The sequence below is a fragment of the Streptomyces sp. NPDC101152 genome (assembly GCF_044768275.1).
Classification (GTDB): Bacteria; Actinomycetota; Actinomycetes; order Streptomycetales; family Streptomycetaceae; genus Streptomyces.
The window spans coordinates 15,014-31,493 of the sequence record NZ_JBIWPO010000029.1 but is presented as its reverse complement, the minus strand read 5'-3'; the positions used below and the strand labels follow the sequence as shown (position 1 = coordinate 31,493).

Genomic DNA, 16,480 nt, shown 5'->3' with positions numbered 1-16,480 from the left:
CGACCTGGGGCCCTAGCGGCTGCTGATGGTGCCCCGCTCCATGTGTCCCGCCTGCGGGGGCACCACGGATCCGCCGAAGGCGAACTCGCGGATCTTGCGCCATATGCCGTCCGCGCCCTGCTCGTAGAGGGCGAAGCCGGTGCAGGGCCAGTCGGCGTCGTAGTCGGCGAGTTCCTCGAAGGCGCGGTCCATGGCCGCCTCGTCGATGCCGTGCGCGACGGTGACGTGCGGGTGGTAGGGGAACTGCAGTTCGCGCGGGACGGGGCCGGAGGCGTCGCGGACCTGCTTCTGCAGCCAGGTGCACGCCTCGGCGCCCTCGGCCACGCGCACGTACACGACCGGCGACAGGGGCCGGAAGGTCCCGGTGCCGGACAGCCGCATCGGGAACGGCCGGCCGGCCGCGGCGACCTGGGTCAGATGCGCCTCGACGGCCGGCAGCGCGTCGCCGTCGATCTCGGTCGGCGGCAGCAGGGTGACGTGCGTGGGGATGCCGTGAGCAGCGGCGTCGCCGAAGCCCGCGCGCAGCTGCTGGAGCTGGCTGCCGTGTGGCTCCGGGACCGCGATCGACACGCCGATCGTTACGGTCCCCACGTCGTCTCCTGTCGTCGTGACGGATTTGTTCTCAGCCGTCCGGCTATCGACTGTACGGCCACGGCTGAGTTGTGGGCAGGCGCAAGGGTAGTGATGTGCGGCGCTCTGCCCGGTGGTCTGTCGGTGCGGCGGTGCCCGTCAGTGCTTGGCGGGCAGGAAGCCCACCTTGTCGTACGTCTGCGCAAGGGTCTCCGCGGCGACGGCGCGCGCCTTCTCGGCGCCCTTGGCGAGGATCGCGTCCAGGGTCTCCGGATCGTCCAGGTACTGCTGGGTGCGCTCCTTGAAGGGCGTCACGAACTCGACCATGACCTCGGCGAGGTCCGTCTTGAGCGCGCCGTACATCTTGCCCTCGTACGCCTGCTCCAGCTCGGCGATCGGCTGGCCGGTGAGGGTGGAGTAGATGGTGAGCAGGTTGCTGACGCCCGGCTTCTTCTCGGCGTCGTAGCGGATGACGGTGTCGGTGTCGGTGACCGCGCTCTTGACCTTCTTGGCGGTGGCCTTGGGGTCGTCGAGGAGGTTGATGAGGCCCTTCGGCGTGGACGCCGACTTGCTCATCTTGACCGTCGGGTCCTGCAGGTCGTAGATCTTCGCCGTCTCCTTGAGGATGTACGGCTTCGGGACCGTGAAGGTCTCGCCGAAGCGGCCGTTGAACCGCGTGGCGAGGTCACGGGTCAGCTCGACGTGCTGACGCTGGTCCTCGCCGACCGGCACCTCGTGCGCCTGGTACAGCAGGATGTCGGCGACCTGCAGGATGGGGTAGGTGAACAGGCCGACGGAGGCGCGGTCGGCGCCCTGCTTGGCGGACTTGTCCTTGAACTGGGTCATGCGGCTCGCCTCGCCGAAGCCGGTGAGGCAGTTCATGACCCAGGCCAGCTGGGCGTGCTCGGGGACGTGGCTCTGGACGAAGAGCGTGCAGCGATCGGGGTCGAGGCCGGCCGCGAGGAGCTGGGCGGCGGCGAGCCGGGTGTTGGCCCGCAGGTCGGCGGGGTCCTGCGGGATCGTGATCGCGTGCAGGTCGACGACCGTGTAGAACGCGTCGTGGGTCTCCTGCAGCGCCACCCACTGACGGACGGCGCCGAGGTAGTTGCCGAGGTGGAACGAGCCTGCGGTGGGCTGGATTCCGGAGAGCACGCGGGGTCGATCAGAGGCCATGTCCACCATTCTCTCAGGTCTGTCGAGCCGATCCGGAACCGGCGGGAAACAGGTGGGAACCGATCCGTCCTTGGCGGTGTGACAAGGGTGTGAGAACGCGGGAGGGTGGGGCCGCATCGTCGATGAGGCCGCGATGATCGCGCGGGTGCGCGCCGGAGAGCCGGAGGCGTACGCGGAGCTGGTGCGGGCCCACGGCGGAGGGCAACCGCTTCACCCGCGAGGTGCGACCGTCGGGGAAGTCGATCGAGGGGCGGTCGTCACAGGTGTCCGGTGCGTCGGGGCAGGCCGGGCTGTCCGGGCCGCACGGGCCCTCCGCCACGTAGTTCGCGAAGGGTGGGAGTGGCTCGGGCGGTGTACCAGAAGTGACGGGCGGCTCGGGTCGGGCCGCGGAGGATCCGACGGTGGGAGGACGGATGCGCGGGTGGACCGGCGGGGCTCGTGAACTGGCGGTTCTGGCAGGGGCGTTGGCGGTAGCGGTGTCGCTCACCGTGGTGGAGGCGGAGCCGGCGGCAGCCGTGCAGGCTCCGGACGTGGCGATGATCGTCGCGGGTGGCACAGGACGGACGACGGTGCTGCGGTCCGGTCAGCCGTCCTTCGCCCGCCTCTCGGCATTGCTGCAGCCGACCTACCAGAGGAGCGAGCGTGTACCGGAGGCCTGGGCCGAGGGGCGGTATCCGCCGGTGGTCTTCACGGTGGTCTGGGGGCTCTCGGGGGTGGGGGGCTGGCCGCAGACCGACCGGGCGCCAGGGGCGGACGTGGCCGTGGAGCGACAGGACCAACTGCTCGTCGGACCGGACGGCACCCCCTGGATACGCAGCGATCCCGCACCGGCCGTGCTGGACGACGACATCCGCTGGCACCGGGCGCCACGCTCCGTGTTCACGCAGCTTGAGCAGGCGAAGGTGCTGAGCGGACGGGGTGACGGGATGGCCGGCGCCGATCAGGGGAGAGGCGGCCGGGACGGCGTCTGGTGGGCGGTGCCGGGGATGGCCCTGGGGTGCGCGATCGGGGCAGGCGGGACGCTGCTGATACGCCGCGCGGCGGGCCGGCACGGAGCCGGACCGCCGCGGGAGGGGCCACGACAGGAGCTCATCGACCTCTGAGAGCCGATCTTCGGGAGCCGTGGATCCTTGACGACTCAAGAGTGGGCAGCGGTCAGCCCAGGTCGATCTCCGGGTACAGCGGGAAGCCGGCCACGAGGTCGGTGGCGCGGCGGGAGATCTCGTCCGCGATCTTCGGGTCGAGCACGTGCTGGGCCTTGGAGGGGGCGCCCGACTTGGTCGTGCCGGACTCCGTGGTGGTCAGGACCCGATCGATGAGGCCCGCGACCTCGTCCATCTCGGCGGTGCCCAGACCGCGCGTGGTCAGCGCCGGCGTACCGATGCGGATACCGGAGGTGTACCAGGCACCGTTCGGGTCGGCGGGGATGGCGTTGCGGTTGGTGACGATGCCGGACTCGAGGAGCGCGGCCTCGGCCTGGCGGCCGGTGAGGCCGTAGGAGGAGGCGACGTCGATCAGGTTGAGGTGGTTGTCGGTGCCCCCGGTGACGAGGGTGGCGCCGCGCCGCATCAGGCCTTCCGCCAGCGCCCGGGAGTTGTCGACGATGCGCTGGGCGTAGTCCTGGAAGGCGGGCTGCCGTGCCTCGGCGAGGGCGACGGCCTTGGCGGCCATGACGTGCGGGAGCGGGCCGCCGAGGACCATCGGGCAGCCGCGGTCGACCTGGTCCTTGAGGGAGTCGTCGCACAGGACCATGCCGCCGCGCGGACCGCGCAGCGACTTGTGGGTGGTGGTGGTGACGATCTGGGCGTGCGGGACCGGGTCGAAGTCGCCGGTCAGCACCTTGCCCGCGACCAGGCCGGCGAAGTGCGCCATGTCGACCATGAGGGTCGCCCCGACCTCGTCGGCGATCTCCCGCATGATCCGGAAGTTCACCAGCCGGGGGTAGGCGGAGTAGCCGGCGACGATGATGAGCGGCTTGAACTCGCGGGCGGACACCCGCAGCGCCTCGTAGTCGATCAGGCCGGTCGCCGGGTCGGTGCCGTAGGAACGCTGGTCGAACATCTTGCCGGAGATGTTCGGGCGGAAGCCGTGGGTGAGGTGGCCGCCGGCGTCCAGGGACATGCCGAGCATCCGCTGGTTGCCGAAGGCGCTGCGCAGTTCGGCCCAGTCCGCCTCGGTGAGGTCGTTGACCTGGCGCACGCCGGCCTTCTCCAGGGCGGGCGCCTCGACGCGCTGGGCGAGGACGGACCAGAAGGCGACGAGGTTGGCGTCGATGCCGGAGTGTGGCTGGACGTAGGCGTGGCGGGCGCCGAAGAGTTCCCTGGCGTGCTCGGCGGCGAGGGACTCGACGGTGTCGACGTTGCGACAGCCGGCGTAGAAGCGGCGGCCGACGGTGCCCTCGGCGTACTTGTCGCTGAACCAGTTGCCCATCGCGAGGAGCGTGGCCGGCGAGGCGTAGTTCTCGGAGGCGATCAGCTTGAGCATCTCGCGCTGGTCGGCGACCTCCTGGCCGATGGCGTCGGCCACCCGCGGCTCCACGGCGCGGATCACGTCGAGGGCGGCGCGGAAGGCGGTGGACTCGGTGGAGAGGGGCTGCTGCTCGGGCATGAGGACCTCCGGACGTTGCGTTCAGCGTTCACGGTTCGGCCCAGGCGCACGGCACTCCATCGCTCACTGCGGGCCGCTCCCCGATGGTCGGTCCCATCCCAGCGCGCCAGTCACGGCCCGCCGGTCAGCCTACCGGGCGCGCCGCGGACCCGAGATCCCGCGTCCACCATGCGAGCGACGATCAGCGGACCGCGTGGGGCAGGAAGCGGGCGTACAGCGGTGAGAGTGGGGACCCGGGCGGTCCGTTGTCAGCCCCCTCCCCTACAGTCCCTTTGTGATCTTTGGCATGGTGTGCGCGCTCGGCGCGGCGGTCTGTTTCGGTACGGGGACGGTGTTGCAGGCGGTCGCCGCGCGGGCGGCCACCACCGGCGGCGGTGGGGAGGCCGCACTGCTGCTGCGGGCGCTGCGGCAGTGGCGGTATCTGGCCGGCCTCGCGCTGGACGGGTTGGGATTCCTGCTGCAGATCGTGGCACTGCGCTCGATCCCCATCTACGCGGTCGCGGCGGCCCTGGCGTCCAGCCTGGCGGTGACGGGGGTGGTCGCGGCGCGGCTGCTGCAGGTACGGCTGAGCCGGGTGGAGTGGGCCGCGGTCGGCGTGGTGTGCGCCGGGCTCGCGATGCTGGGGCTCGCGTCCGGAGCGGAGGGCAACCGCCAGGGCCCCACGGCCCTGAAGTGGACGATGCTCGCGATCGCGCTCGCCGTGCTGGCCCTCGGGCTGTTGGGCGGGCGGTGGTCCGGGCGAGGGCGGGCGCTGGCGCTCGGGCTGGGGGCCGGGTTCGGGTTCGGGGTCGTCGAGGTGGCGGTACGGCTGATCGATTCGCTCGCACCGGTGAGGCTCCTGGGCAATCCGGCGACGTACGCCCTGGTGCTCGGCGGGGGCGCCGCGTTCCTGCTGCTCACCTCGGCGTTGCAGCGCGGCTCGGTGACCACGGCCACGGCCGGGATGGTGATCGGCGAGACGATCGGTCCTGCGCTGGTGGGGGTGGTCTGGCTCGGCGACCGCACCCGCGACGGGCTCGCCTGGCTCGCGGTCCTGGGATTCCTCGTCGCAGTGGCGGGCGCACTGGCCCTGGCACGGTTCGGAGAGGCCCCGGAGGCGGCAGCGGACACGTCACCGTCGAACGACACACTGAAGAAGCCCACGGGGGCGTGACGGGCCAAGGGCCGCCGCTCACGCCAGTGCTTCGGCGACCATCTGCAGGGACATGAGGTCCCACACCGCGAAGACATGGTGCGCCATGAAAGTGGTGAGGTCCTCGCAGCTTTTCATTCGCTGGTAAATCGGGTGCGTGGTGACTTCCTTTCCGCGGACTCGATCACGGAATGGGCAAGCGCTTCACGGAATTCCGGAGAAGTTACTCCAAGTACGGTTCCCCACCACACCCAAGGCGCCCGAAAGACTGATAAAGAGTCACGTTCCGGACACTCGAAAAACCGTCATTGAAAATTGAACGCCGTGTGGAGATCCTGCGTACCATGTGGCGTGAGCAGCAATCCCGTCACCGTGGCCTATCACGTGGTGCCGGGCCGTGAGGCCGACTTCCACTCGTGGGGGTGGGCGCTGCCGGCCGTCGGCGCCCAGCAGTCGGGCTTCCTGGGGGTGGCGTTCTTGTCGACCGAGAGGCGGAGTGGCATGTGGTCTATCGCTTCGCCAGCGAGGTGTGGTTCGACTCTCAGACCGCCGCGCCGAAGGCACCTGCCGCGCCACCGAAAGGGAAACTCTGGTTCATCAACATGAGTGCCGTTTTTCCACTGTTCCCCTGTTCAATTTGCTCGTCATTCCCTATCTCGGCGGACTCGATCCGCTCGTCCGCACACTGCTGTTGTGCCTGTGTGTGACGGCCCTCGTCACCTGGATTCTCATGCAACGGCTCCAGCGTTTCTCCAAGAGATGGCTGTATCCGGCGCTCCAGGCGTTGCGCGGACGGAACAAAAGACGGACCGCGTAGGTCCGGCACGGAAAAAGGGAGGTGGGCGGGTGAAGACCCTGCTCATCGACAATTACGACTCGTACACCTACAACCTGTTCCAGCTGATCGCCGAGGTCAACGGCGAGGAACCGGTCGTGGCCGTGAACGACGTCGCGAACAGAATTCCCGATCTTGTGGGGTACCTCGCGGAATTCGACAATGTGGTGGTGTCACCGGGGCCCTGGCACCCGGCCGAGCCCCGGGACTTCGGGCTCAGTGCCACCGTGCTCGCCGAGTCCACGATCCCCGTGCTGGGCGTCTGTCTGGGCCACCAGGGCGTCGCGCTCGGGGAGCAGGGCCGCGTGGCGCCCGCCCCGCAGCCCCGGCACGGGCATCTGTCCCAGGTCCGGCACGACGGACGGGAGCTGTTCCGCGGGCTGCCGCAGGGGTTCACCGCCGTGCGCTACCACTCGCTGGCGGTTCACGAGCCGCTCCCGGAGACGCTGGAGGCCACCGCCTGGGCCGAGGACGGCGTGCTGATGGGGCTCAGGCACCGCAGCCGGCCCCTGTGGGGGGTGCAGTTCCACCCGGAGTCCGTGCTGACCGAGTACGGCTACCGCATGCTCGTCAACTTCCGTAATCTCACGGCGCAGCGGGCCCGCAAGCCGCGGACGAAGAACACCGCCGTCACGCCGGACGCGGCGGCGATCCCCCGGCCCATGACCGCCATCCCCCGCCCGCGCCGCGCCACGCCGGCCTACCGGCTGCACACCCGGCGCATCTCCGGCGCGGTCGACGCGGAGGCGGCGTTCACGCGGCTGTACGGCGCGTCGCCGCGGGCCTTCTGGCTGGACAGTTCCCTGGTCGAGGAGGGTCTGTCGCGGTTCTCGTTCTTCGGGGACGACAGCGGGCCGCTGGCGGAGTTCGTCCGGTACGACGTCGGCAGCGGCCGCTGTGAGATCGAGCGGGCCGGGCGGCCGACGCGCAAGGTCACCGCGAGCGTCTTCGACTACCTCAGGCGGCAGTTGACCAGCCGCCGGGTGGACGGGACGGGGCTGCCGTTCGACTTCACCGGCGGCTATGTCGGCTACTTCGGCTACGAGACGAAGGCCGACTGCGGGTCGCCGAACCGGCACGCCTCCGACGTGCCGGACGCCTGCTGGCTGTTCGCGGACCGGATCGTCGCCGTGGACCATCTCAAGCGGTTCACCTACGCGGTCTGTCTGGCCGAGGACACCCCGCAAGCCGCCCGGGAGGCGGAGGACTGGCTGGGGAGCGCGCTGGCGCAGCTGAGCTGCGTCGCCGCCGACCCCGGCCCGGCACCGCTGCCCGCGCCCACCGAGCCCGATCTCGGGGCCGCCGAGCCCTGGCTGGTGCGGGACCGGGCGACCTACCTCGCGGACGTCGAGGCCTGCCTGCGGGAGCTGCGCAAGGGCACCAGCTACGAGATATGCCTGACGAACGCGGCGCGGTTACCCGCTCCGCCGGACGCGTTCGACTTCTACCGGGTGCTGCGGCGGGTGAACCCGGCGCCGTACGCGGCGTTCCTGCGGTTCGGGGACGTCGACGTGGCCGGTTCCTCCCCGGAGCGGTTCCTGCGGATCACCCGGGACGGTGTCGCCGAGGCCCGGCCCGTCAAGGGCACCGCGCCCCGGGGCGAGGGGCCGGAGGACGACGCCCGGCTGCGGGACGCGCCGGCGGCTGACGCCAAGACCCGCGCCGAGAACCTGATGATCGTCGACCTGCTCCGCAACGACCTCGGCCGGGTGTGCCGGACCGGCTCGGTACGGGTGACGCGGCTGATGGCCACGGAGACGTACGCGACCGTGCACCAGCTGGTGTCCACCGTCGAGGGACGACTGCGGGAGGGCACGGACGCGGTGGACTGCGTGCGGGCCTGCTTCCCCGGCGGCTCGATGACCGGCGCGCCCAAGCTGCGCACGCTGGAGATCACCGACTCCCTGGAGACGGAGGCCCGGGGCGTGTACTCCGGTGCCCTCGGCTATCTGGGGTGCAGCGGGGGCGCCGATCTCAGCATCGTCATCCGGACGGCCGTGCTCGCCGACGGAATGATGCGACTGGGCGCCGGGGGCGCGATCGTGCTGGACTCCGATCCGGTCGCCGAGTACGACGAGATGCTGCTGAAGACCGCGGCCCCGATGCGGGCCCTGCACCTGCACACCGCGGACCGGATCCGTGAGCAGCGGCAGCACACCACGGCCCGTGCCGACGCCCGCCAGGAGCGCACGGCGAGCGAGGAGCCGGTGCGATGACGACTCCGCAGAGCACGCTGACGCCCGCCGACTTCGACGCACCCGGCAACCTTGCCGCACCGCTCGCCGGGCTCGCCGACTGGCGCGACTGGACCGACCGGCCGGCCTTCCACCAGGGGCACCGCTCCTGGACCCATGGCCAGGTGCACGCGCTGGCGGCGAAGGCGGCGACGGTGCTCGCCGGGCACGGGGTGCGGCCCGGGGACCGGGTGGTGCTGGCGCTGCCCGACGGGATCGCGTGGGTGACGGCGTTCCTCGCCACCGCCCGCCTCGGCGCCGTCGCCGTCCTGGTCAACCCCGAACTCCCCGCCGCCGACCACGCGTTCATGACCGCGGACACCGAGGCCGTGCTGTGTGTGACGGGACCGGGTCTGGAGGACCGCTTCACCGGCCGGGCACGGCTCGACGCCGACCAGCTCCTCGCGCTCGCCGCCACCGCCGGCCCGGCCCCCGCCCACCCGGTCGACGCGCACGCGCCGCTGTACGTGCAGTACACCTCCGGCACCACGGGCCGTCCCAAGGGCGTGGTGCACACGCACGGCGACCCGAAGACGTATCACGACCTCGTGGGGCGGCGCTTGCTGCGGATCACCCGGGACGACGTCACCCTGTCGGTGTCGAAGCTGTACTTCGCCTACGGCTTCGGCAACGCCTTCGTCTTCCCCCTCTTCTCCGGCTCCTCCGCGGTGCTGGTGGACCGGCGTCCGACTCCGGCCGCCGTCGACGAACTGGTCGCCCGGCACCGGGTGACAGTGCTGTACTCGGGGCCCTCCGCCTTCGCCGCGCTGGTGTCCGACCGCGGCAGCGGGCACGGGGCCTGCTTCGCGTCCGTACGGGCCGCGGTGTCGGCCGGCGAGGGGCTGCCGGAGGAACTCGGCAGGCAGGTCACCGAGCTGCTCGGGGCGCCGGTGCTTGAGCAGATCGGCTCCACCGAGGCCGGTCACGCCTTCTGCGGCAACGGCTTCGAGCACAACCACCCGGGCACCGCCGGGCGGCCCGTGCCCGGCTTCGAGGTGGAGCTGCGCGACCGCGCGGGCCGGCCGGTCCCGGACGGCACCGAGGGCGAACTGTGGGTGCGCGGACCGACGGTCACCCCCGGCTACCTCAACCGGCCCGAGGAGACGGCCCGCACCCTGGTGGGCGGCTGGCTCGCCACGCACGACCGGGCCGTACGCGAACCGGACGGCGCCTACCGGCACCTGGGCCGCGCCGACGACATGGAGATGGTCGGCGGGATCACCGTCTCCCCGCCGGAGGTGGAAGCGGTGCTGCGCACCCACCCGGCGGTGCAGGAGGTCGCCGTCGTGGCCGTCACCGACGGCACCGGCGTCGGCCGGCTGCGCGCCTTCGGGGAGATCAGCCGGATGCTGACCGAGGGCGCACGCGCGTGAATCCGGTCGTGGTGGTCGGTGCCGGACCGGTGGGGCTGTCGGCGGCGCTCGGACTGCGGGCGCGCGGGCTGCCGGTCGTGCTGCTGGAGGCGGACGCCGAGGACCGTGAACGGCCGGGCAGCCGGGCCCTGTTCGTGCACCGGGAGACGCTCGCGCTGCTCGACGGAATGCTGCCGGGACTGGCCGGGGAGATCACGGCGTACGGCCGCACCTGGGAGACGAAGCGGACCCTGTACCGGGGGCGCGAGGTGTACTCCCGCACCTTTCCGCCCCCGTCCGGTCCGCCGCCCTTCACCAGCCTGCGCCAGGTGGACACCGAGCGCTTCCTGCGTGCGGCGTGCGAGCGGGCCGGTGTGCGGTTCGTGTGGGGGGCGCGGGTGATCGGCGTCGCCACGACGCCCGCCGACGCGCGGCTGACCTGCGCGGACGGGCGGGAGTGGGACTGCGGGTACGTCGTCGCCGCCGACGGGGCCCGCTCGGCGGTACGGCGCGGGCTGGGCATCCCGATGGAGGGCGAGCGGGGCCAGGGTTTCCATGTGGTCGTCGACGTGGCGGACGCCGAGGCCGCTGAGGCCGCGCGGGTCTTCCACTACGAGCATCCGGGCGTCGGCGGGCGCAGTGTGATGCGGGTGCCGTTCGCCGGGGGCTTCCAGGTGGACCTGCAGTGCCGGGACGACGACGCCCAGGAGGACTTCGGGACCCGGGAGGCGGTACGGCGGTGGCTGCCGGCGGTCGTGGGCGCGGGGTACGCCGAGCGGATCCTGTGGGTTGCGACGTACCGCTTCCTGCGGATGGTGGCGGCCTCCTTCACCGACGCGCACCGGCGGGTGCTGCTCGTCGGGGAGGCGGCGCACCTCTTCCCGCCGTTCGGGGCGCGCGGGATGAACAGCGGTATCGCGGACGCGGCGGCGGCAGCGGAGGCGGTCGCCGCGGGTACGGCGGACGCGGTCGCCGCCTTCGCCGAGGTGCGGCGGGCCGCCGGGCTGTTCAACAGCGCCGCCGCCCAGCGGGCCCTGGACCATCTGCGGCCCCGGCGCCGGATCGTGCGCGCCAGGCAGCGCGCGGCGGCGGCCCTCGCGCCGGTGCTGCCGTGGTGCGGGGCATGGCTGGAACACGCGCCGTACGGGCCGCGGAACGAAGCGCCGGCGATCGCCGGCGGGAAGTACTGAGGAAGGGGTGACTGTGACCCAACCGGTCATCGCCGAGGGACTGTTGGCGTGGACGCCGGCGGGTGGGCTGACGCCGGCCGGCGAGCCCGGCGGACGGTTGCTCGTCGCCGACTCCTGGCTGGTGCGGGACGGCAGGGTGCGCGGCTTCGACCGGCACCGGGAGCGGTTCCTGCGGGCCTGCGGAGAGGTCGGCGGGCCACCGCTCAGACGGCTGCTGGAGTTCTGGCGGGACGTGACCGACGCGCTGCCGCGTACGGGCGAGTGGTTTCCGCGGGTCGAACTCGCCCCCGGCGGAAGGGAGTTGCGGCTGCTCCTGCGGCACGCGCCGGCCCTGGGGAGCGGTGTACGGGTCTGGGCCACGGGCCAGTCCGATCCGCGGATCGTGCCCCGCCGCAAGGGACCGGACCTGGACACCCTGGCCCGGGTGCGCCGACGCGCCGCCGGGGCGGGCGCCGACGAGACGGTGCTGGTCGCACCGTCCGGTGTGGTGCTGGAGGCGGCCACCGCGAGCGTGCTGTGGTGGGAGGACGACACCCTGTGCCTGCCCCCGCCCCAACTGCCCGTGCTGCCCGGCGTCACCGTCGCCCTGCTCCAGGAACGGGCCCGGCGCGAAGGCGTCCGCGTCGCCCACCGCAGCCGGACCGTGGCGGAACTGGACGGCCGCGAGGTGTGGCTCGTCAACGCGCTGCACGGAATCCGCCCGGTGACGGGCTGGACCGGCGGCCCGATCCACGCGGCCCCCGCGACCCACGCCCCTGAATGGCGGAAGTGGCTGGACGACATCATGGAGCCGCTGCCGGAAAATTCAGCCGCATAAGAGCCACAGGGATACGGGCATCGACGCCCATCGCCGATGCCCGTATTCGGTGTTGTTCTTGTGCGGATATTCTCGCTGCTATTTCTGCGCCGATGCGGTTGCAGGCGTTGTGACCGTGGCCGCCCAGATGAGGGCCGCGATCTGGTTCTCGTCGAAGACCTCCGCGGCCTCCGCGTAGACGGCGTCCGGCACCCGGCCGTCGTGGACCAGGGTCACGGCCTCGGTCAACGCCAGGGCCGCGCGCTCGTGTGCCGTGAAGAAGGGGGTCTCCCGCCAGGCGTTCAGGGCGTAGATCCGCTGCTCGGTCCCGCCGTCGGCGCGCGCGTCGTTGGTGTGCATGTCGAGGCAGAACGCGCAACCGTTGATCTGCGAGGCGCGGATCCGGATCAGTTCCAGTAGTTCCGGTTCCACCTAGGCCTCCCGGGCCGCGAAAACGGCGGCGGCGTGTCCGCGCCTCCGTATTCATGAACGGGAAACACGTCAATGACGACGGCGTTATTCGGGCAGTGCCGCGCACAGGGCGTCCAGCGCGCCCGACCAGGCGTGGTCCGGCGGTGTCCCGTACCCGACGACCAGCGCGTCGCGCCGTTCGACGGTCGCGTCCGGGTGCTGGAAGCGCTGCAGCCCGTGCACCGCGAGGCCCTGCCAGGCCGCGGCCCGCAGGACCGCCTGCTCGGTGCCCGGCGGCAGCCGCAGCACGACGTGCAGGCCGGCCGCGATGCCCGTGGCGCGGACCTGCGGGGCGCTGCGTGCGACCTGGGCCACCAGCGCGTCGCGGCGGCGCCGGTAGCGCAGCCGGACGGCGCGCACATGGCGGTCGTAGGCACCGGAGGTGATGAACTCGGCGAGGGTCAACTGGTCCAGCGCCCCGCAGGTGTCCACCCCGCCCTTCGCGCGCGCCGCCTCCCGCAGCAGCCCGGGCGGCAGCACCAGCCAGGCCAGCCGGAGGCCGGGGGCGAGGGACTTGCTGGCGGTGCCCATGTACACCACGTGGTCGGGGTCGAGGCCCTGGAGCGCGCCGACGGGCTGGCGGTCGTAGCGGAACTCGCCGTCGTAGTCGTCCTCGATCACCACGCCGCCGGTGCGGCGGGCCCAGTCGACGACCGCGGCCCGGCGGTCGCGGTGCAGGGTGCCGCCCATCGGGAACTGGTGGGCGGGGGTGAGCAGGACGGCGTCCTGGTCCCGCAACTCCCCCGGGTCCGTGCCGCGTTCGTCGAACGGCAGCGGCACGGTGCGCAGACCGGCGTCGGCCAGCAGGTCCCAGTGGACGAAGAGGCCGTACGACTCCACGGCCACCGTGGTGCCGCCGCGGGCCCGCAGTACGGCGGCGAGGAGGCGCAGGCCGTGCGAGATGCCGGCGCAGATCAGGATGCGGTCGGGGTCGGCGCGGACGCCCCGGGCCCGGGAGAGGTAGCCGGCCAGGGCGGTGCGCAGTTCGGTGCGGCCGCGCGGGTCGCCGTAGTCGAGAGCCCGGTTAGGGGCGGCGGCGAGGGCGCGGCGGGCGGCCCTCAGCCACTCGGCGCGCGGGAACGAGGCGAGGTCGGGCAGGCCCGGGACCAGGTCGTAGGAGGGGCTGCTCGGGACGCGGGGCCGGGGCGGGGACGCGGACGGCGGGCTGACCGTGCGGTCGGCCACGCGGGTGCCGGAACCCTGGCGTGCGGTGAGCCAGCCCTCCGCGACCAGGTCGGCGTAGGCCTCGGCGACCGTGTTGCGGGCGATGCCGAGGTCGGCGGCGAGGCTGCGGGAGGAGGGCAGGCGGGTGCCGGGGGCGAGGCGGCCGGTGCGGACGGCCTCGCGCAGGGCGTCGGTCAGTCCGCGCCGCACGCCCGGCCCCGACGGCTCCAGGTGCAGGTCGACTCCCAGAGTGGCCCAGGTTTTCGCCATGGAAATGGACCATACTCCTGGGCTGCCTCGCTTCTAGGCTCGAGGACATGACCACGGAACCGAGCACTGACACCACGGAGTACGCCCCCGAGCGACCCGCCCGCCTGCGCTGGGCGGAGCACGCGCCCGAGGTCTACAGGGCGATGCTCCGCCTGGAGACCGCCGCCAGGAAGGGCCTGGACCCCCGGCTGTACGAGCTGGTGAAGATCCGGGCCTCGCAGATCAACCACTGCGCGTTCTGCCTGGACATGCACACCAAGGACGCGCTCGCGGCGGGTGAGAGCGTCGAGCGGATCGTCCAGCTGAGCGCCTGGGAGGAGTCGAAGCACTTCTACACGGAGAAGGAGCTCGCGGCGATCGAGCTGACCGAGGCGGTCACCGTCCTGACCGACGGCTTCGTGCCCGACGAGGTGTACGACCACGCCGCCAAGCACTTCGAGGAGGCGGAGCTCGCGCAGCTGATCGCCGCGATCACGGCGATCAACGCGTGGAACCGGTTCGGCGTGAGCACCCGGATGGCGCCCGGCCACTACACGCCCGGGCAGCACGGGTGAGCCGGACGCAGGTCCTGGACCGCGCCGTCGGACAGGCCATGTCGGCGCTCAGCGCGGCCGCCAAGAAGGGGATCGGCGACCCCGCCCTCGCCGAACTGGTCGTCATCCGGGCCTCGCAGCTCAACCACTGCGCGTTCTGCCTCGACATGCACCTCGCGATCGCCCGCGAGCACGGGGTGGGCGAGCAGCAGCTGGACCTGCTGGCCACCTGGGAGGAGGCCGGGGACGAGGTCTTCGACCAGCGGGAGCGAGCCGCGCTGGCGCTGACGGAGGCGATCACGGTGTTGACTGGGGGCTTCGTACCGGACGCGGTGTACGACAGGGCTGCCGAGCACTTCGACGAGGGCCGGCTCGCCCATCTCATCGGTCTGGTCGTCGCCATCAACAACTGGAACCGGGTGATGGGTCAGCCGCCGGATCCCGCCGGGAGGGTACACACCATGAGCAAGGTCGAGGTCTTCCGCGCCCTGCACCGGGGCCGCCTCCCGGACGATCCCCTGGTGCTGCCGGGCCCGTGGGACGCGGTCAGCGCGCGGACACTCGAGGAGGCAGGGTTCCCGGCGCTCGCCACGCCCAGCGCGGGCATCGCGGCCTCCCTCGGGTACGAGGACGGGGCGACCCCGGCCGACGAGATGTTCGCCGCGGTGGCGCGCGTCTGCCGGGCCGTGGAGGTACCCGTGTCGGCCGACGTCGAGGACGGGTACGGGCTGGCACCGAAGGAGTTGGTGGAGCGGCTGCTGGAGGCCGGGGCGGTGGGGTGCAACCTGGAGGACTCGCAGGACGGCGTCCTCAAGGACGCGCGCCGGCACGCGGACTGGCTGGCCGAGGTGCGGTACGCGGCCGGCGACCAGCTGTTCGTCAACGCCCGCGTCGACACGTTCTCCCACGGCGACGGCGATCCCGAACGGGCCATCGAGCGGGCCGCGTTGTACGTCGCTGCGGGCGCCGACTGCGTCTATCCGATCGGCGCCCCGCCGGACGTCCTGCCGCTGCTGCGGTCCGCGATCCAGGGCCCGATCAACGTGTACGCCAAGCTGGGCGAGGGCGGCCCCTCGCCCACCGAACTCGGTGAACTCGGGGCCACCCGCGTCACGTTCGGGCCGACCCTGCAGCGCTGGGCGGCGCTGGCGTTCCAGGGGATGACCGCGGAGCTGAGGAAACACCGGTGATCAGGACAGCCACGCGTGCCACGTGGACGCGTGGCCGTCCACCCACTTCTTCGCCGCCTGCTCGGGCGACAGCTTCTGGTCGGCGATCATCAGGGAGACCTCGTTCTGGTCCTCGGTCGTCCACCTGAACTTCTTCAGGAAGGCGGCCGCCTGGCCGCCCTTCTTCGCGAAGTCGGCGTTGAGGTACTTCTGCAGCGGGGTGTGCGGGTAGGCGCAGGCGACCTTCGCCGGGTCCGTGTCGCAGCCCTCCTTGTACGGCGGCAGCTTCACCTCGGTCATGGGGACCTTCTTGAACAGCCACTGCGGCGCGTACCAGTACGTCAGGAAGGGCTTCTTCTCCTTGGCGAACTGTTTCATCTGCGTGATCTGCGCGGCCTCGGAACCGGCGAAGACCACCTGGTAGTCCAGCTTCAGGTTGCTCACCAGCGCCTTGTCGTTGGTGACGTACGACGGTGAGCCGTCCATCAGCTGGCCCTTGCCGCCGCTCTCCGCGGTGCGGAAGAGGGACGCGTACTTGTTGAGGTTCTTCCAGTCGGTGATGTCCGGGTGCTGCCTGGCCAGGTACGTCGGCACGAACCAGCCGATGTGGCCGGTGACCCCGAGGCCGCCGGCGCGGGCGATCGTCTTCTTGTCGTCGACGTACCGCTTCTCCTGGTCGGGGTGGCCCCAGTCCTCCAGGATGGCGTCGACCCGGCCCTGGCTGAGCGCGTCCCAGGCGGGGACCTCGTCGACCTGCACGGTGTCGACGCGGTAGCCGAGCTTGTGCTCCAGCAGGTACTGGGCGACGGCGACGTTGGCCTGCGCGCCGACCCAGGACTGCACGGAGAGCGTCACGCTCTTGGTGCCGCCGGCGTTGGCGAAGGGGGACGCCTGCTTGGTCATGTCGGCGGCGCCGCAGCCGGTGAGGAGGGCCAGGGAGGCGGCTGAAGAAACGATCAGCGCTGTGCGTCTGCTCAGTACCAT

14 protein-coding genes, 4 pseudogenes and 1 riboswitch are annotated in these 16,480 nt (G+C 72.0%); of the genes and pseudogenes, 11 read left to right on the top strand and 7 right to left on the bottom strand.

Going from position 1 to position 16,480, the window contains the following annotated elements:
- Positions 1-12: 12 nt before the first annotated feature.
- Complete coding sequence (locus tag ACIRVK_RS30175) at positions 13-591, bottom strand: 2'-5' RNA ligase family protein (protein WP_404252549.1); 579 nt, start codon at positions 589-591, stop codon at positions 13-15.
- A gap of 138 nt (positions 592-729) precedes the next feature.
- Positions 730-1,743, bottom strand: coding sequence for a tryptophan--tRNA ligase (trpS, locus tag ACIRVK_RS30170; protein WP_404252547.1), 1,014 nt, complete (start codon positions 1,741-1,743; stop codon positions 730-732).
- A gap of 89 nt (positions 1,744-1,832) precedes the next feature.
- Between trpS and ACIRVK_RS30165 the strand changes: the two are divergent.
- Positions 1,833-1,942 (top strand): annotated as a pseudogene (locus tag ACIRVK_RS30165) (siderophore-interacting protein); the annotation flags it as partial.
- Positions 1,943-2,156: 214 nt separating this feature from the next.
- Entirely contained in the window at positions 2,157-2,846 is a 690-nt protein-coding gene (locus tag ACIRVK_RS30160) for a hypothetical protein (protein ID WP_404252545.1), read from the top strand.
- A 52-nt stretch (positions 2,847-2,898) separates the two neighbouring features.
- On the opposite strand, the gene ACIRVK_RS30155 is transcribed toward ACIRVK_RS30160, so the two are convergent.
- The gene (locus ACIRVK_RS30155; protein WP_404252543.1) at positions 2,899-4,350 is read right to left on the bottom strand and encodes a glycine hydroxymethyltransferase; all 1,452 of its coding nucleotides are present in this window, start codon (positions 4,348-4,350) and stop codon (positions 2,899-2,901) included.
- 31 nt (positions 4,351-4,381) lie between these two features.
- Positions 4,382-4,474, bottom strand: a riboswitch (ZMP/ZTP riboswitch).
- Positions 4,475-4,636: 162 nt separating this feature from the next.
- On the opposite strand from ACIRVK_RS30155, the gene ACIRVK_RS30150 reads away from it, so the two are divergent.
- On the top strand, positions 4,637-5,503 hold the full coding sequence (locus ACIRVK_RS30150) for a DMT family transporter (protein WP_404252689.1): 867 nt from the start codon (positions 4,637-4,639) through the stop codon (positions 5,501-5,503).
- Between the two features lie 18 nt (positions 5,504-5,521).
- Here the strand turns inward: ACIRVK_RS30150 and ACIRVK_RS30145 are convergent, their stop codons facing one another.
- Positions 5,522-5,632: a DUF3050 domain-containing protein gene (locus ACIRVK_RS30145; protein ID WP_404252687.1), complete on the bottom strand. Its 111-nt coding sequence runs from the start codon at positions 5,630-5,632 to the stop codon at positions 5,522-5,524.
- Between the two features lie 165 nt (positions 5,633-5,797).
- Here ACIRVK_RS30145 and ACIRVK_RS30140 point away from each other — a divergent pair.
- The 5 genes and pseudogenes from ACIRVK_RS30140 (at position 5,798) to ACIRVK_RS30120 (ending at position 11,910) form a co-directional block, all read left to right on the top strand.
- Positions 5,798-6,299, top strand: a pseudogene (locus ACIRVK_RS30140) (hypothetical protein).
- Between the two features lie 29 nt (positions 6,300-6,328).
- On the top strand, positions 6,329-8,533 hold the full coding sequence (locus tag ACIRVK_RS30135) for a chorismate-binding protein (RefSeq protein ID WP_404252541.1): 2,205 nt from the start codon (positions 6,329-6,331) through the stop codon (positions 8,531-8,533).
- The gene (locus tag ACIRVK_RS30130; RefSeq protein WP_404252539.1) at positions 8,530-9,924 is read left to right on the top strand and encodes an AMP-binding protein; all 1,395 of its coding nucleotides are present in this window, start codon (positions 8,530-8,532) and stop codon (positions 9,922-9,924) included. Before ACIRVK_RS30135 ends, ACIRVK_RS30130 begins: the two co-directional genes overlap by 4 nt.
- On the top strand, positions 9,921-11,093 hold the full coding sequence (locus tag ACIRVK_RS30125; RefSeq protein WP_404252537.1) for an FAD-dependent oxidoreductase: 1,173 nt from the start codon (positions 9,921-9,923) through the stop codon (positions 11,091-11,093). The genes ACIRVK_RS30130 and ACIRVK_RS30125 overlap by 4 nt, the downstream gene beginning before the upstream one ends.
- A gap of 13 nt (positions 11,094-11,106) precedes the next feature.
- Entirely contained in the window at positions 11,107-11,910 is an 804-nt protein-coding gene (locus ACIRVK_RS30120) for an aminotransferase class IV (RefSeq protein ID WP_404252535.1), read from the top strand.
- 67 nt (positions 11,911-11,977) lie between these two features.
- Here the strand turns inward: ACIRVK_RS30120 and ACIRVK_RS30115 are convergent.
- Together ACIRVK_RS30115 and ACIRVK_RS30110 are read right to left on the bottom strand one after the other, a co-directional pair.
- Positions 11,978-12,321 (bottom strand): annotated as a pseudogene (locus tag ACIRVK_RS30115) (carboxymuconolactone decarboxylase family protein); the annotation flags it as partial.
- 84 nt (positions 12,322-12,405) lie between these two features.
- Positions 12,406-13,794, bottom strand: coding sequence for a PLP-dependent aminotransferase family protein (locus ACIRVK_RS30110; RefSeq protein WP_404252533.1), 1,389 nt, complete (start codon positions 13,792-13,794; stop codon positions 12,406-12,408).
- Between the two features lie 47 nt (positions 13,795-13,841).
- On the opposite strand from ACIRVK_RS30110, the gene ACIRVK_RS30105 reads away from it, so the two are divergent.
- The 3 genes and pseudogenes from ACIRVK_RS30105 (at position 13,842) to ACIRVK_RS30095 (ending at position 15,517) form a co-directional block, all read left to right on the top strand.
- The gene (locus ACIRVK_RS30105) at positions 13,842-14,348 is read left to right on the top strand and encodes a carboxymuconolactone decarboxylase family protein (protein WP_404252531.1); all 507 of its coding nucleotides are present in this window, start codon (positions 13,842-13,844) and stop codon (positions 14,346-14,348) included.
- A 38-nt stretch (positions 14,349-14,386) separates the two neighbouring features.
- Positions 14,387-14,792, top strand: a pseudogene (locus tag ACIRVK_RS30100) (carboxymuconolactone decarboxylase family protein).
- A complete protein-coding gene (locus ACIRVK_RS30095) occupies positions 14,789-15,517 on the top strand; it encodes an isocitrate lyase/phosphoenolpyruvate mutase family protein (RefSeq protein WP_404252529.1) in 729 nt (242 codons plus the stop codon). Before ACIRVK_RS30100 ends, ACIRVK_RS30095 begins: the two are co-directional and overlap by 4 nt.
- Here the strand turns inward: ACIRVK_RS30095 and ACIRVK_RS30090 are convergent, their stop codons facing one another.
- Positions 15,518-16,480, bottom strand: a complete 963-nt coding sequence (locus tag ACIRVK_RS30090; protein ID WP_404252527.1) for an ABC transporter substrate-binding protein — start codon at positions 16,478-16,480, stop codon at positions 15,518-15,520. It lies immediately after the preceding gene.